We start from the raw sequence: 15121 nt of genomic DNA, 5'->3' as shown, positions 1-15121 counted from the left end.
AAATCCAATTAAGAGTCAATTTAAATCTTGACAGGATTTAGGAGTCAACAACATGGCACGGATACCCGACGCAGAATTACAGCACCTGAAAGCCGCTGTCTCCTTAGTGGCCGTGGTGGAGCAACAGGGGCGACAGCTCTTTAAACGCGGCAAAGATTACGTGCTGCTGTGCCCGTTCCATCAGGAGAAAACCCCGTCAATGGTTATCTCACCGGCAAAAAATCTCTATCACTGTTTTGGCTGTGACGCCGGCGGCTCCGTGCTGGACTGGGTAATGAAAACCAGGGGCTTAAGTCTGCGCCGGGCCGTGGAACAGTTGCGCGGGATACTGGGAGATAACCCCTCTGTGGCCCCGCTGGTGCAACCGGATGAACCGGCCATGCTGGCCGATAATGACGCCGGACGGCAGGCGCTGCTCAGTCGGGTCGTCGGGTTCTACCATCATACGCTGCTGAATGCCCCCGAAGCCCTGGCTTATCTGGAAAAACGCCGGCTCAACCACCCGGAATTAGTCGCCCGGTTTAAACTGGGCTTTGCCAACCGCACGTTAGCCTATCGCCTGCCCATCAAGGCCGTGCAGGCCGGCGCACAGATCCGCGCCCGTCTTCGGGCCGTGGGGATTATGCGCGACAGTGGACACGAACACTTTACCGGTTCGCTGGTGATACCGGTTATCGACCCGAACGGTCAGATCCGCGAGATCTACGGGCGCAAAATCACCGACCGCTTACGCAGCGGAACGCCACTGCATCTGTACCTTCCCGGCGCACATGGCGGGATATGGAATGAGCCGGCGCTGATCAGTTCAGGGGCGGTCATCCTCTGCGAATCGTTGATCGACGCCCTGTCATTCTGGGTGGCCGGTCACCGCCATGTCACCGCCGCGTATGGGGTGAACGGCTTCACCGATGAGATGCGGCAGGCGTTCCGGCGGCATGGCGTTAAACAGGTCTTGATCGCCTACGACAACGATCCGGCAGGCAATGAGGCGGCGGTAAAACTGGCCGCCGAACTGACTGCCGACGGCCTCACCGTGTTCCGGGTGGGGTTCCCCGAAGGCATGGACGCCAACGGCTATCTGTGTCAGGTCGCCGAGCCGGAACGGGCCTTCGGGTTGCTGCTCGACAGTGCCGTGCCGATGCAGGCGGCGGCGGAAATACAGACAACCACCGCCACAGAGCGGGCCGCACTGGCTGAACATCAGCCGGTTCCGGTGCCGGAAACGGTCAGCACCTTAGCCGCCGGGATAGCTGCGTTGCCGTCAATGCCCAATGTGGTCTGGGAAACCGGCGCTAACGGCGAGATATCCCTCACGCTGGGCACACAACAGTGGGGTATCCGGGGCCTGTCACAGGTGAAAGCCGGGGCGGCAGTGATGAAAGTCAATGTTCAGGTGGTTGATACCGACAGCGGCGTGATGTTCGCCGACAGCGTGGACATGATGAGCGCCCGCAGCCGGAGCGGGTATGCGCGACTGGCCGCTACCGAACTGGGACTGGCCGAAGGTGACCTGCGCCGGGCACTGGGGCAGGTGTTGCTGGTACTGGAACAGTGTCAACAGGCCGGTGTCAGTGAACAAACTGAAACCCCGCCGGTTCCCGAACTGAGCGAGGACCAGCGGGCAGCGGCGCTGGCACTGCTGCAAGACCCCCAACTGAGTGAGCGCGTCACCGTTGACTTAGCCGCCTGTGGCGTGGTGGGCGAATCCACTAACCTGCTGGCCGGTTACTTAGCCGCCGTCAGTCGCAAGCTGGACCGTCCGCTGGCCGTGCTGATACAAAGCAGTTCGGCGGCAGGGAAAAGCAGCTTAATGGATGCGGTACTCAATCTGATACCGGAAGAAGAACGGCTGCAATACAGCGCCATGACCGGCCAGAGTCTGTTCTATCTGGGGGAAACCAATCTCCAGCATAAAATCTTAGCCATTGCCGAAGAGGAAGGCGTCAGGCAGGCCGCCTATGCGCTCAAACTGTTGCAAAGCGACGGCGAACTGACCATTGCCAGTACCGGTAAAGACGATGCCAGCGGGAATCTGGTCACCAAACAGTACACGGTGAAAGGGCCGGTGATGCTGATGCTCACCACCACCGCGATAGATGTCGATGAAGAGCTGTTAAACCGCTGTCTGGTGCTGACGGTAAACGAATCGCGGGAGCAGACCGAAGCTATCCACGCCTTGCAGCGCCATAAACAAACGCTGGAAGGTCTACTGGCCGAGAATGAAAAGGCATATATCACCGAACTGCATCAAAACGCCCAGCGGCTGTTGCGCCCGCTGAATGTGGTTAACCCTTATGCCTCACAGTTAACGTTCATGAGCGATAAAACCCGCACCCGACGCGACCACATGAAATATCTCACCCTGATACAAAGTATCGCCCTGCTGCATCAGCACCAGCGCGAGGTGAAGACCGCGGAACACCGGGGCAAACGGCTTGAATATATCGAGGTGACCAAAGACGATATTCGCTTAGCAAACCGGCTGGCCCACGAGATATTAGGCCGCACGCTGGATGAGATGCCGCCCCAGACAAGGAAACTGTTGCTGCTGATACAGCAAATGGTGAAAGAGACGGCGGCAGCGCAACAACGCCCGGTGAAAGATATCCGCTTTACCCGCCGGGATATCCGCAGTTATACCCACTGGAGTGACAGCCAGCTTAAACTCCACTGTCAGCGCCTGAGTGACATGGAATACCTGCTGACACACGGCGGCAGTCGCGGCCATCTGTTGCAATATGAACTGCTCTGGAATGGCGATAAAGCGGAGGAAGCCCACCTGTGCGGTCTGATTGAACCGGAAAATCAGGCTGCCAATAGTGTATATGACTCATGCAAGTCTGGCCCGGATGAAAGCAAGTCGGGGTCAAGTCTGCCCCAAGTCAGGGCCAAGTCTGGCTCGCCAAAACCGGCTGCAAGCCACAGTGACAAAGGGCTGAACGGTTCGCAAGTCGGGCGAGCCTGAAAAGGACTGTTCCGGCCCCCTAAAAATCAGGCCGTCGTACCGTACTGTCCCTTCATCAACGAACCCGAAAGCCGGATAAAGGAAAGCGTGAATATGACGGGTGCAAGTCTGGCTCAAATGAAGGCAAGTCAGGGTCAAGTCTGCCCCAAGTCGGGGTCAAGTCTGGTTCGCCAAAACCGGCTGCAAGCCGCAGTAGCAAAGGGCTGAATGACTCGCAAGTCTGGGCAGACAGAAAAGGACTGTTCCGGCCACTTAAGAATCAAGCCATCGTACCGTAGTGATGTATCACACACTGATAACACTAACCGCTGTTCTCTACAGGAAATCCCATCATGTCATCACCCGTTAAACGTCAATCTGAACCTGCCCGGCTGACCCTGCGCCAGCATCTGGAGGCGTATCTGGATAACCTGCTGTTGCAGGGGGCGAGTCAAAAGAGCCAGTCCGCCCGTCATGAACGGCTGTCGCCGTTCGTCAGCTGGTGCGAGGAACAGGGCGTAATATCCGCCGCTCAGGTCACCGGGCCGTTACTGGCAAACTGGCAGCAGTATCTGACCCAATACCGCAAGGCCAACGGCCAGCCCTACCCGCCGGACAGTCAGCGCCGACGCCTGCGGGCCTTACGCCTGTGGTTCGACTGGTTGCAGCAACAGCACGCTATCCCGACCAGCCCGGCGGCAACCCTCGCCTCACCAGACAGAAAAAAACGTCCCTCGGTGACGGAGACCCACGGTCAACCCGACGCCATCCCAGCCCGCTTCGCCACTTTACGCCAGCATCTGGCCGCCTGGCTGGAAGCCGTACGAGGACAGGGCTTAAGCGAACGGACACAAGAGTCCTATGAAGAGCGGCTGTTGCCGTTCGTCAACTGGTGCGAAGCGCGTGGCGTGATGACGGCACCGCAGGTCAGCCTGCCGTTACTGGAAAGTTACCAGCGCTGGCTGAGAAGCGCCCGTAAAGCGAACGGCCAGCCCTACAGCCCGGGCAGTCAGCGGGACCGCCTGAGTGTCTTACGTCAGTGGTTCCGCTGGCTGTTGCAACGTCACCATATCCTGTATAACCCGACGGATAACATGGTATTGCCAAGAGAAGAAAAACGGCTGCCAGCACAGGTGATGAATGAAGACGAAACCCACACGGTCTTAGCCGCAACGGATATCAACACCCCAACCGGGCTGAGAAATCGCGCTATCCTTGAAGTACTGTGGAGTACCGGTATCCGGCGGATGGAAGTAGCCAACCTGCTGTTAAGCGAGGTGGACTTCGGGCGCGGGGTGGTGCTGGTCAGACAGGGTAAAGGCCGTAAAGATAGGGTGGTGCCCATCGGCGAACAGGCGCTGCACTGGTTAAGCCGCTGGCTCAGCGTCCGGCCCGAGTTAACGCGGCGGGGTGACAGTGGACACCTGTTTATCACCAGGAAAGGCCGGGGACTGGCAAAGGGCACGTTAACCTGGATAGCCGCCGACAGCATCCGTAAACAGGCGCAACTGACTAAACCGGGGGCCTGTCATCTGTTCCGCCACTCAATGGCAACCCAGATGCTGGAGAACGGCGCGGACACCCGGCACATCCAGGCGATACTGGGGCATGAGAAACTGGAGACGACGCAAATCTATACGCGGGTGGCCATCGGTCACTTAAAGCAAGTGCATGAGCAGACCCACCCGGCAGAACGGCAGTCAAAGCAGGCAACGCCAGACGATAAGCAGGCGGAGAGTGACAAGCCGGACAGCCCGAAGCCGGTCTGAACGCGCTGTGTTGCCGGACAATCTTAATGTTAGCCGGTTCCCTGTGAGCGCGTGGGGTGCAGTGAAAGGCAGACTGCGCGCGTCCCTGCGCACAGACTGCCTGCCCACCTTCTGAGTGCCCGGCAGTAAATGCCGGCCGCCCGGCGCTGAACATCGGCGTTCTCGGTGACAATCGTTGCCGGTCAGCCGCCATTCAACATAATGTGGCATTATGCAAAATGGGCCTGAACGGCCCACCTCGCATAACAAACATTATGTCGGCGCCGCCCACCCAAGGGCGCTGCGCGGCCACCTCAACAAAGGTGAGCGGCTGGCCGCCGGGTTGAGCTTCTCAGCCCCAGCGGCGCACCGGGCTGCGCCCGCTGCTGTCAGCCTCAATGCTAAAACCACCGCCGCAGTCGCCGCCGTCCCTGGCGGCTCCGGGGCGAAAATCTGCCTTAAACCGTTGTCAGTCAGTCCGTTAAGGTCAACAGCCCGGAAGGCAGGCCAGCAAGCTGGCCGCGGTTTATTGCCCCCGCCCCAACCCCGCTGCACTGGCTGCGCGCGGCTCGCACTGCGCTGCGCTTCGTTGCTCGTCCCCGTGCTCACCATCTTCGCCCCGTGCAGCCCCCAGGGGCTTCCCTGCTGAACAGCGTCACCTGCGGGCCTCGCCGGCCCGCACCCGGCCAACCCGCGTCAGCGGCGCAGACAAGCTGCCCCGCCGCCACGGGTTCCCGATAAAACCCGGTTATGGCAGGAAAAACGGGCCAAAACCCGGCGCTGACGTCGGGGAAAAAATACGCTAACATCGGCCAGGTGCCCGTCGGGGCGAGTTGGAATGCACTTTAACAAACCAGGAAAAAACAGCAGAAAAAAAGCTGTTAAATCAGGGGGAAAAGTCCACCCGTCAGTATGATGATGCCGGGATACGCCAGACCTGTGGGACGGGGATGTGCCGGCGGAAATCCGCGAATACCAGCACGGCCGGCTGAAAATGATCCGCCATCTGGTGTTTGACGGCTGGGAGCTGATGGCCCAGCAGACGCAGCAGTTTACCCTCAATCTGGACAACCGGGTGGAGCTGGTGGTGGGGGAGATTGAGACCCAGTATGCGGTGAGTGCGCCGACCGGTGAGCCGCTGGCGCTGTTTGACCCGGCCGGTAAGCGGGTGTGGCGGCAGCCGAAACAGTCGCTGTACGGGCTGAACCTGGCGCTGCCGGAAGCCATGCCGCTGGATCCGGGCCTGCGGTTCGCGGGGCAACTGTTTGATGAGGAAAGTGGTTTATTCTATAACCGGTTCAGGTATTATTTACCGGAAGGGGGTTGTTACCTCAGCACCGATCCGATTGGGCTGGCAGGGAGTCTGAATCCCTATTCGTATGTCCATAATCCGGCGAACTGGATTGATCCGCTGGGTCTTGCTGGCTGTCCAGCAGTTAAAGACTCGTTTGAGCAAGCTAGAAATAAGGCATTAAATTGGCTTACAGATAGAGAATTTAAAGCAGAGAAAGTGAATACTGGTAAGTTTGGTTCTACAAAGAACCAGCCTGTAGGAATGACTACCGCTGATGGAAAAACAGGTTTTAGAATTGAATATGATGAAAGAAGCGGTGCCCATATTAATGTCTTTAGTGGAAAAGAAAAAGGTGAACATTTCCTTTTTGATGCTACTGAGAAAACAGTCACTAAACTGCAAAAGCTATTTGATCTTCCATCAAAACCGTGGAGAGGCTCATGACTCTTGATGAAGAAATTAGAAATGAAATCAATCAACAACCTAATCCTCCAGTAATCATAGATGATTGGGAAGAAATAGCCGACTCTTTATCAGATTCTTTTAAATGGAAAGGCTCTAAGATAGATTGGTTAAAAACCAATCATCATCAAAGTTGTTTATATACGAAAGATGATGATTTGGAACTATTAATGAAGAAATTTGTTGAAGATCATTCTCTTAACAAGGTTATATATAGCAGTAAAACGATTTATTATATAAATGATTCATCTTTAGACTTTGCAATCGCTATGAATCCAGAGCAATTCCATGCTATTTCTTTGCTTGTTATTAATAATGTGCCACAACATCATTATTTTTTTGATGAAAATAAAAAATGGTGCTTTGTTATTAGCTCTGAGGGATATATAGATTTTGGATTCTCTAATTTATCCTAAAACATATGAATAAGGCCGGAAGATCCTAAGTGATCTTCCGGCCTTATTCATGATCTACCGTGGCGAATATCCACTGTACGCCAAAGCAGATTGGAGCTTAGAGATCGCATCCCTAATCTGATACGCTTCTTCGTCATTCACTGCACAACCGCTTAATCATTCGCGCCAAGGACAGTTAATTACATTTAATCGAAAATCAATAACCGTTAATAGCGAGTTAAAAAGAAATCTGTGCGTAAAAGAATATTATCCAAATAGATGGGTATCAAACATTTTCTCGTCGGTTATTTAGCAACGTCAGTAAAGATAAAAAGTGGATATGATTTGCGTTCGTTAAACGTAATCCGATAATGATTAAACTTAATAAAAAGCCGGGGTTAAAAGAGATAAAAACGACGGTTAAAACTTTATACCGATTAAAACCATCAGTTAAAAAATGATTTTTAATCACAGGTTAAATCCTGCCAATAATAAAACGCAGGGCAGAATTCACTTTATTTAATCTGCCCTGTTTAATTTATTTATCAGTGATCCTATTTTTCCTTTATTTTACATTTACCTGACCTGCTATAATCACTTAAAAGCGCGAATACCGAAGTGTCAAAGATTTCATATCAAGAGCGGATTTAACTCAATAAATGCAAGTTTTCAGAAGAAGTGTTCATTACATTAATCGAAAACCATCAACAATAATGAAAGTTCTATTAACGAGAAAGTTAAATACTTCAATAAGGCCATAAAAGCCTATAAAAGTTCTATTTCTTATTTATAACATCATGGAATACACTCTGTATGAACAGAATTCTTTATCTGAATCTGAGTGACCTGTATCCCGGTAGCATCAGCCAGCGCTTTTTGAGATAACCCTTTTTATTTATACAGAGAAAAAATTCAAATACCGACAGTCATAATATCTGCCTTTGTTAAGTAAAGTTATCCATCATTCTATATTTTTCGATCATCTTTCTGAAAACAGCTCATTCAGTCCAATTAGTCACATGAGATACGAAAATCATGACCAATGAAATCATTCTATGGTCAAAATAAACTAAACCAGTAACACGTATAAATATATCTCACCTTAGAATAATATAGATACAAACAGGAGAGTTAACTTATAATATGATATTATTTTCTGGGAATTTTAAGAGTATTCATGGTTTCCTTATTATTACCATTATCGTATAAGTGATATAAAAACGTATTTGGTGGTTGATATTGATCGGCATTCAAATTAGCATGAAACACATTTAATGATTGATGGAACATTGGCACATGATAGAAGCTGTTGTGCTTACTCAAGCCGACTACTTGACCAACAAACCTGAAACCATGCGTAAAGAGCTTGGACAATATTTCACTGGTAGTGTTGTAGCAGACTACATGGCATCGTTGCTGACTCCTGTAAAAGCCTCCTCTATTCGTATTCTTGATGCGGGGGCAGGAGCGGGTATCCTAACCATTTCTGCCGCTATGCGCTGTTTGGCTCTTGGTAGTAATCAAGTTCATGCTGTTCTTTATGAAATCGACAAAGATATTTTATCCGACCTCGAAATGAACATGCATAAGGTCGCCAAGGCTTTCAAAGAACAAGGAGGAAAATTTACCTTCAATATTCATCATGAAGACTTTGTCCTGGCAAGGCCAGATCGAACAGAAGAACCCTTCCATATTTCCTCAATCAATCCGCCTTATTTTAAATATAACTCTAAAACATCACCTTATTCAGGAGCCACTGCAGACCTATTTGCGGGTAACCCGAACATTTATGCATCTTTTATGGCAATTGTAGCGGCCTGCATGGCTGATAACGGCCAGATGATAGTCATTGTCCCACGCAGCTTCACTAATGGTTTGTACTTCAAAGGTTTTCGACAATACCTAAACCGTACCATGAGCCTTGAAAAGCTCCACATTTTCCGATCAAGGAATCAAGTATTCAAAGAACTTAACGTTCTTCAAGAAAACATCATTTGTTCCTACCGAAAAAATCAGCAAGGCAAACTTATTGATATTTGTACATCAAACGGGTACGCCGACTTTAACCAGACAGAAATAAATACCTATCCAACAAAACAAATAATAGACAGTTCTAATACGCACGAAATAATTCGTATCCCAGAATCACTGGAAGACGCGCAGATTTTGAGAAATGTAGAACTCTGGGCATCCAGCTTTCAGGATAATGGATATTTTATTTCTACTGGACCAGTAGTGGAACATCGGACAAGAGAATACATCGTTAATCCAGATAACAAAACTGGCAGCATTCCATTACTGAAAATGCACAATATCAAAGCCTTTAAGACAGAGTGGACGGGTACCAATAAGAAAGATGTTCGCTTCCTGTTACTTGATGGTCATGAAAAGCATACCTCGAAAAATCTCCCCTATGTCATCTTGAAGCGTTTCAGTTCAAAAGATGAAAAGCGTCGATTAGTGGCTGGGGTACACAACCCAGATACCATCAAAAGCAATCTAATAGCTCTGGAAAACCACTTAAATTACATTGGTCATAATGAAAGCCCTCTCAGCCAAGCCGAGGCATACGGATTGGCGTTGCTATTTAATTCAACCTTACTGGATAAGTATTTTCGGTGCATATCCGGCAGCACACAAGTGAATGCAACAGAGATCAGACTATTAAAACTCCCTACCCGCGACATAATCCAACAAATAGGACTGGCTTATCAAACAAACAAAACTATCACACAAGTACAAACCGATGCCCTGATAGAGCATTTTTTAAGAACAATAGGAACTCAATCTAAACATGAACAAAAGAGAAGAAAAACTGCAACAAGCCCAAATATTACTCAAAACACTTGGATTGCCAAAACAGCAATATAACAACCGCTCAGCATGGGTTTTCCTTGCCTTAGCAAATATTAAACCAGCAGATGATTGGAGCAATGCACAAGCGCCCATGCTCCCCACCGTAGATATTATGCAATTCATCCGGGAACATTACGGACAGGACTATAAGCCCAATTCCAGAGAAACAATACGACGCCAAACACTTCATCAATTCGAACAAGCTCGCATTATAGATCGCAACCGAGACAATTTATCCAGAGCAACCAACAGTAAGGATAACAACTACTCATTGAACCAGCCCATTCTTGAAGTATTGCGCGAGTTCCCCAATGGACAATGGCAACAAAAGATTGAGGAATACAAAGCTGACTTACAAAACCTCCAGGAACTTTACCGCCGTACCCTGGACATGCAGAAAATCCCTGTAACGCTGCCCAACGGACAGAAAATCAAGCTATCCCCAGGTAAGCATAACCAACTACATGCTGACATTGTGCATGAATTTTGCCCCCGCTTTATTGGTGCAGGTGGAGTAATACTCTACATAGGTGACACAGCTAGCAGTCGTGAAGAAGGTGGCAAATTGATGATACTGGAAGAAGCAACGTTGGTAGCATTAGGCATCCCTCCAATGTCACATGACAAGCTGCCTGATATTGTGGTTTACGACGAGAAAAGGAAATGGCTATTCCTTATCGAAGCTGTGACCAGTCACGGCCCCATATCACCAAAACGCTGGGTTGAACTAGAAAACACCTTAGCAAACTGCAAAATAGGCCGAGTTTATGTAACAGCCTTCCCAAATACGGCAGAATTTCGTAAAAATGCAGCGGATATTGCCTGGGAAACTGAGGCTTGGATTGCTGATAATCCGGATCACATGATCCACTTCAATGGTGATCGTTTCTTAGGGCCGCATCAAAAACAAAGTAACAACGATAAACAAGAGTAACGAGAATGCCTGCAAACATTCTCAATTTGCCGTCATACGCAGTTACGCATATTGGTAAAAATAAACTGGCGGGCGGCGCGGGAGGCGGATAACCCGGCGGCTATCAGCAGCTTTGCCCCTTACCAACGCCCGATGATGAACGCCCAGCAAGAACTGAGCCAGCTCTCCATTTACCAGCGGGTGTACCAGACCCTGCGCATCAAAGCCCAGGACTCACTGCCGCCGCCGCTCAACCTGCGTGACCAGATTGGCCCCGGCTTTGACAGCATCTTTATCGCCAATAATGACAAACAGCTGATTATCCCGCAGTTCCTGACGATGAACGGCCTGAACAACTACTTCGTCAAACAGGACGACCCGCTGATTGACCTGACCGTGATGGACAGCTGGGTGCTGAATCTGTCGCACAACGTGCAGTACAGCGAGACCGACCGGCAAGAAATCCAGCGCCAAATCACCGAACAGTACTTAGGTGACTACACCGCCACCTGGCGCGGGGCCATGAACAACCTGGATATCCGTCATTTTACCGATATCCCGCAGGCCATCGGCGCCATTGAGCAGGTCATCAGTGGGGAACAGCCCCTCAGCCGCGCGTTGCAAATCCTCAGCGACAACACCCGCCTGCCGGTGATTAATCATACCCCATCTTCGAAGTGCAACAGCTGGCGAAAAACCTGCCGGCGCCGTTAAACCGCTGGGTCGGTGAACTAGCTGAACAGGCGTGGCGGGTGGTCATGATGGCCGCGGTCAGTTCGCTGGAAGTCGAATGGAGCGAAAACGTCGTCAAACAGTACCAGACCTACCTGGCCGGCCGCTATCCGTTCAACCCGGAAGCCACCCAGGATGTGCCGCTCAGTGAATTTGACCGCTTCTTCCGCCCGGGCGGCACGCTGGATGCCTTCTATCAGCAGAACCTCAAACCGTTTGTCGAGAACAACTTAATCTACGGCACCGACGGTGAACCGCTTATCCGCCCGGATGTCCTGAAACAGCTGACCCGGGCTGACCGTATCCGCGACACCTTCTTCACCGCGCAAAACGGCCTGGGCACCCAGTTTGCCATTGAACCCCTCAGCCTGACCGGCAACAAACGCCGCAGCCTGCTTAACCTCGATGGACAGTTACTCGATTACGCCCACGGCCGCGGCAGCATCGTGCACTTAATCTGGCCCAACTCCATGCGCGCCGGGGTGGAAAGTCAGCTCACCCTGATACCGGACGTCAGCGGCAAATCCCCACGCGCCGTCAGCTTCACCGGCCCGTGGGCCCAACTGCGGCTGATTAACAGCGGCAAACTGACCAACGTACGTCAGGATTCCTTTGATGTGCTGTTCAGCGTGGATGGCGGTGACATGACCTACCGTATCTACGTGGATGAATCCGACAACCCGTTTGCCGGCGGCCTGTTCAGCCAGTTCACCCTGCCTGACACCCTCTACTGATGAACATAAAAAAAGCCCTGTCCCCGCGCCGGCGGGGCTGCGTTAAGGATAAACTGCCATGCGTGAACCCCCTGAAAACCTGATTATCCGTGCCGGCGGGAACCCGATGCACCTGCCGGCGTTCACGGCAATACGCGAAGAAATCAACAAAATTAACCACCCGTCTCAGCCGGCGGTGAACTGGCCGCTGATTGAATCCCTGGCCCTGACGCTGTTTCGCACCCACGGCGTTGATTTACAGAGCGCGATTTACTACACCCTGGCCCGGATGCAACTGAGCGGCCTGGCCGGCTTTACCGAAGGCTGTGAGTTACTGGCCGGCGTGATGGTCAGCCAGTGGGATGAGTTGTGGCCGCCCCAACCCGCGGTACGCACCGACCTGCTCGACTGGTTTAACACCCGCAGCGGCCACGCCCTGCGCCAGCACGACTACACCGCCCGCGACCGGCGCCTGATTTACCGGGCTGAACGGGCCTTACAGCTGATAGTTGACCGGCTCCAGCAGTCCGATTTAAAACGCCTGCCCAAAGTCGAAAACCTGCTGTGGTTTTTCCAGAACACCGCCAAAAAACTGGAAAATACCCGTATCCTGCCCACACCGGCGCCCAGGCCTGTCCAGATGCCGCCGCTGGTTTACCTGGCTAACGCCGAGCCGGAACCGGCTGAACCGGAAACCGGCGACGACCGCCATCAGCCCAAGGTCCAGGTCCGTTTCCCTGAGCCGCCGCCCCGGATGAGTGCCTTACAGGGCTTTGGACTGGGCGTCCTGCTGGGCGCGTTGATTCTGACCGGCAGCTGGCTGGGGCTTTACCGACCGCTGCAACACCAGCTCACGGCCCTGACCGGTACGCCGGACGGCGCGAGACTGGCCTGGCTGTATCAGCCGGACCTGCAAAACTATGAACAGCAGCTGACCCGGTTAGCGGACACCTCCCCGCTGGTGGTGCTGCAACATGCCGACCAGCTGACCGACATGGCACAGAAAACCTGGCCGCAGGACCGCGAACAGCAGCGTGAAACCGCCCGCTGGCAACAGTTACAGGCCGTCCGGCTGGATAACGCCCCGCGACCGGGCAGCTGGCATCAGACCCGAAATCAGCTCCAGCAATTAGCCGACAAAATCCTGGCGCAGGAGCGCAACCGCGGCAGTTTCACCCTCTCCTACCTGAAAACCGCGATTTATCAGATTCAGACCAGCCACAACCGCGACGTGCCGCTGGAAGAGTTGCTGCGTCAGTTCTCCGCGGCGGTCGAACAGGGACATCCCGTCTCACCGGCCGCACCTATCACGCCAGCAACCTCCCGCCCGGCACCTTGCCGGGCAGCAAAACCCAGATGGCCTTCCGCTCGAAAACCCACAAAGGCGAAGGCTATAACGAACTGCGCTTTGAGGATGCCAAAGGCAGTGAAGCGCTGTCGCTGCATGCGCAGAAGAACATGACCACCGTGGTGCTCAATGACCGCGAAACCCGGGTCATGCACAACCACACCGAAAGCATCGGCAATGACCAGATACTTTCCGTCAGAAAAAATCGCCATAAAGAGGTGACGGGCAATGAAGTCAGCGCCATCTCCGGCCTGCGGCAAATCACCGTGGAACAAGACAGCCTGCTGAACGTGAAAAATAACATCCAGATACACTCCCGGGCCGGCGGTATCGAGATTGCGACCGCCGGGGGCAGCATCACCATCGACAGCGCCGGCAATATCAGCATTCAGGGCGCCACTATCACCCTCAACGGCAAACAGGTCAATGTCAACTGACCGGTATTGCTCCATGAACAACACCTTTAAATACATGATTTCAATCAATCACGGAAAAACAGCATGACAAACACCCTGTATCAGATGCATGAAGGCACCCTGACTCTCCCGGCCAGCTGGCGGGATGAATCCATGAACGTCTTCGTGCTGCCGGATGACAGCGGCATTAATCTGGTGGTCAGCCGCACACCGGTCCCTGCCGGTATGGATAACACCGCTTATTATGAACAGACCCTGGCACAGTTCCGCACGCACCTGCCCGGTTATCAGGAGCACCAGCGCAGCGAAATCACCCTGAGCCAGGCGCCCGCCCGCCGGCTGGATTATCAATGGACAAGTCCGGAAGGGGACATGTACCAGACCGTGGTGCTGCAAATCCGCGGCCCCCGGCTGCTGACCTTCAACCTGACCTCCCCCGCCCCCTTTGCGGACGGTCAGCGCGAGGCGCTGCTGGCGGTTATCGACAGCTTCCAGGCCGCCGGCTGATTTGACAGGAGGTTCAACATGTCACTTGGTGATGAAATCGTCACCCGGATTGCCCGGGTCGGGGCGTTACATACCGCCCCGGTGGCAGCCCCACCGGGCGCGCCCGGCCCGGCAGCGGCCCGGGAGGGCGACCCGATTAAACATGCCAGCTTCCTCGGGGCGCTGGCCGGGGCCATTACCGGCGCGCTGATAAGTGCGGCAGTATTTGCTGTGGCGGCGGCCGTCGTTGTGGGTACCGGCGGATTAGCCACCGTTGCAGTGATTGCGCTCGGTACTGCGGGTACGCTGGCGCTGGGGACGGTCATCAGCGCCGCCAGTTCGGCCGTGACCAGGATGGTGGACAGTCTCGGCCCGCCCAGTGGGGTACTGCTGACCGGCTCCCCCAATGTGTTTATTGAAGGTAAAGCCGCGGCACGGGCCACCGTCGATACCGCCGGCTGCAATAAACACCCGGCACCCCCGCTGATTGCCCAGGGCAGTGAAACCGTGTTTATCAACGGCGCCCCGGCAGCCCGGACAGATGACAAACTGGCCTGCGGCGCCACCATCAAAGCCGGGGCCAAAACCGTGTTCATCGGCTCCGGTCAGGGCACCTATTTAGCCATTGCCGAAGAGTTCTCCGCCTGGGAACGGGCCCTTCTGATGGCCGTTGAGTTTCTGGCGCCGCCCTCCCGGGGGGCCATAAAAGGTCTGGGTAAACTGTTCACGCAAACCGGCCGGCAGGCCGTGCTGAACGGGGCAAAAGCCCTGTCTTTCCTACACAAATATTTTAACCTGCCCCCTCGTTATTGAA

The 15121-nt window shown here is 53.2% G+C and carries 14 protein-coding genes and 1 pseudogene; 11 read left to right on the top strand and 4 right to left on the bottom strand.

The annotated features are described in order from the left end of the window. The first annotated feature begins 52 nt into the window (after positions 1–52). Positions 53–2965: a CHC2 zinc finger domain-containing protein gene (locus VY86_RS09725; protein ID WP_046973911.1), complete on the top strand. Its 2913-nt coding sequence runs from the start codon at positions 53–55 to the stop codon at positions 2963–2965. A gap of 746 nt (positions 2966–3711) precedes the next feature. Next, positions 3712–4713: a site-specific tyrosine recombinase XerC gene (gene xerC / locus VY86_RS09720; RefSeq protein ID WP_046976652.1), complete on the top strand. Its 1002-nt coding sequence runs from the start codon at positions 3712–3714 to the stop codon at positions 4711–4713. Here xerC and VY86_RS24645 read toward each other — a convergent pair. The 3 genes from VY86_RS24645 to VY86_RS24640 all read right to left on the bottom strand — a co-directional run bounded on the left by VY86_RS24645 (position 4645) and on the right by VY86_RS24640 (position 5544). After that, positions 4645–4923: a hypothetical protein gene (locus VY86_RS24645; protein WP_158019932.1), complete on the bottom strand. Its 279-nt coding sequence runs from the start codon at positions 4921–4923 to the stop codon at positions 4645–4647. The two genes, xerC and VY86_RS24645, sit on opposite strands and share 69 nt — an antisense overlap. A gap of 42 nt (positions 4924–4965) precedes the next feature. Then, complete coding sequence (locus VY86_RS09715) at positions 4966–5247, bottom strand: hypothetical protein (RefSeq protein WP_158019931.1); 282 nt, start codon at positions 5245–5247, stop codon at positions 4966–4968. A gap of 141 nt (positions 5248–5388) precedes the next feature. After that, positions 5389–5544 carry a hypothetical protein gene (locus VY86_RS24640; protein ID WP_158019930.1) on the bottom strand — a complete coding sequence of 52 codons (156 nt, stop codon included), beginning with the start codon at positions 5542–5544 and terminating at the stop codon, positions 5389–5391. A 100-nt stretch (positions 5545–5644) separates the two neighbouring features. On the opposite strand from VY86_RS24640, the gene VY86_RS26500 reads away from it, so the two are divergent. Then, positions 5645–6430: an RHS repeat-associated core domain-containing protein gene (locus VY86_RS26500; RefSeq protein ID WP_046974810.1), complete on the top strand. Its 786-nt coding sequence runs from the start codon at positions 5645–5647 to the stop codon at positions 6428–6430. Next, complete coding sequence (locus tag VY86_RS09700; RefSeq protein ID WP_046974809.1) at positions 6427–6864, top strand: hypothetical protein; 438 nt, start codon at positions 6427–6429, stop codon at positions 6862–6864. Before VY86_RS26500 ends, VY86_RS09700 begins: the two co-directional genes overlap by 4 nt. A gap of 54 nt (positions 6865–6918) precedes the next feature. Here VY86_RS09700 and VY86_RS26495 read toward each other — a convergent pair whose 3' ends face one another. Next, positions 6919–7005: a DUF7706 family protein gene (locus VY86_RS26495; RefSeq protein WP_420800626.1), complete on the bottom strand. Its 87-nt coding sequence runs from the start codon at positions 7003–7005 to the stop codon at positions 6919–6921. A gap of 1134 nt (positions 7006–8139) precedes the next feature. Between VY86_RS26495 and VY86_RS09695 the strand changes: the two genes are divergently transcribed. From VY86_RS09695 to VY86_RS09665, 7 genes and pseudogenes are all read left to right on the top strand, one after another. Then, positions 8140–9714, top strand: coding sequence for an Eco57I restriction-modification methylase domain-containing protein (locus VY86_RS09695; RefSeq protein ID WP_052760809.1), 1575 nt, complete (start codon positions 8140–8142; stop codon positions 9712–9714). Then, positions 9638–10633 (top strand): BsuBI/PstI family type II restriction endonuclease, encoded by a 996-nt coding sequence (locus VY86_RS09690; RefSeq protein WP_046974808.1) that lies wholly within the window; start codon positions 9638–9640, stop codon positions 10631–10633. The genes VY86_RS09695 and VY86_RS09690 overlap by 77 nt, the downstream gene beginning before the upstream one ends. A 150-nt stretch (positions 10634–10783) precedes the next feature. Beyond that, positions 10784–12078 (top strand): annotated as a pseudogene (locus tag VY86_RS09685) (ImcF-related family protein); the annotation flags it as partial. 58 nt (positions 12079–12136) lie between these two features. Continuing rightward, positions 12137–13519 (top strand): VasL domain-containing protein, encoded by a 1383-nt coding sequence (locus tag VY86_RS23315; RefSeq protein ID WP_082111209.1) that lies wholly within the window; start codon positions 12137–12139, stop codon positions 13517–13519. Beyond that, a complete protein-coding gene (locus VY86_RS09675; protein WP_158019929.1) occupies positions 13414–13842 on the top strand; it encodes a bacteriophage T4 gp5 trimerization domain-containing protein in 429 nt (142 codons plus the stop codon). Before VY86_RS23315 ends, VY86_RS09675 begins: the two co-directional genes overlap by 106 nt. A 63-nt stretch (positions 13843–13905) precedes the next feature. Continuing rightward, positions 13906–14328, top strand: coding sequence for a DUF1795 domain-containing protein (locus VY86_RS09670; RefSeq protein WP_046974806.1), 423 nt, complete (start codon positions 13906–13908; stop codon positions 14326–14328). Positions 14329–14346: 18 nt separating this feature from the next. Next, entirely contained in the window at positions 14347–15120 is a 774-nt protein-coding gene (locus VY86_RS09665) for a PAAR domain-containing protein (RefSeq protein WP_046974805.1), read from the top strand. Position 15121: the final 1 nt, after the last annotated feature.

This window comes from Photorhabdus thracensis, from assembly GCF_001010285.1.
Lineage (GTDB): Bacteria > Pseudomonadota > Gammaproteobacteria > Enterobacterales > Enterobacteriaceae > Photorhabdus > Photorhabdus temperata.
This window is presented reverse-complemented; position numbering and strand designations above follow the sequence as displayed.

Excerpts from the sequence above, each read along its gene's own strand:
- VY86_RS09725 (WP_046973911.1), top strand. The coding sequence starts at position 53 with ATGGCACGGATACCCGACGCAGAATTACAGCACCTGAAAGCCGCTGTC.
- VY86_RS09695 (WP_052760809.1), top strand. The coding sequence starts at position 8,140 with ATGATAGAAGCTGTTGTGCTTACTCAAGCCGACTACTTGACCAACAAA.
- VY86_RS23315 (WP_082111209.1), top strand. The coding sequence starts at position 12,137 with ATGCGTGAACCCCCTGAAAACCTGATTATCCGTGCCGGCGGGAACCCG.
- VY86_RS09675 (WP_158019929.1), top strand. The coding sequence starts at position 13,414 with ATGGCCTTCCGCTCGAAAACCCACAAAGGCGAAGGCTATAACGAACTG.
- VY86_RS09700 (WP_046974809.1), top strand. The coding sequence starts at position 6,427 with ATGACTCTTGATGAAGAAATTAGAAATGAAATCAATCAACAACCTAAT.
- VY86_RS24645 (WP_158019932.1), bottom strand. The coding sequence starts at position 4,923 with ATGCCACATTATGTTGAATGGCGGCTGACCGGCAACGATTGTCACCGA.
- VY86_RS09665 (WP_046974805.1), top strand. The coding sequence starts at position 14,347 with ATGTCACTTGGTGATGAAATCGTCACCCGGATTGCCCGGGTCGGGGCG.
- VY86_RS09670 (WP_046974806.1), top strand. The coding sequence starts at position 13,906 with ATGACAAACACCCTGTATCAGATGCATGAAGGCACCCTGACTCTCCCG.
- VY86_RS09690 (WP_046974808.1), top strand. The coding sequence starts at position 9,638 with ATGAACAAAAGAGAAGAAAAACTGCAACAAGCCCAAATATTACTCAAA.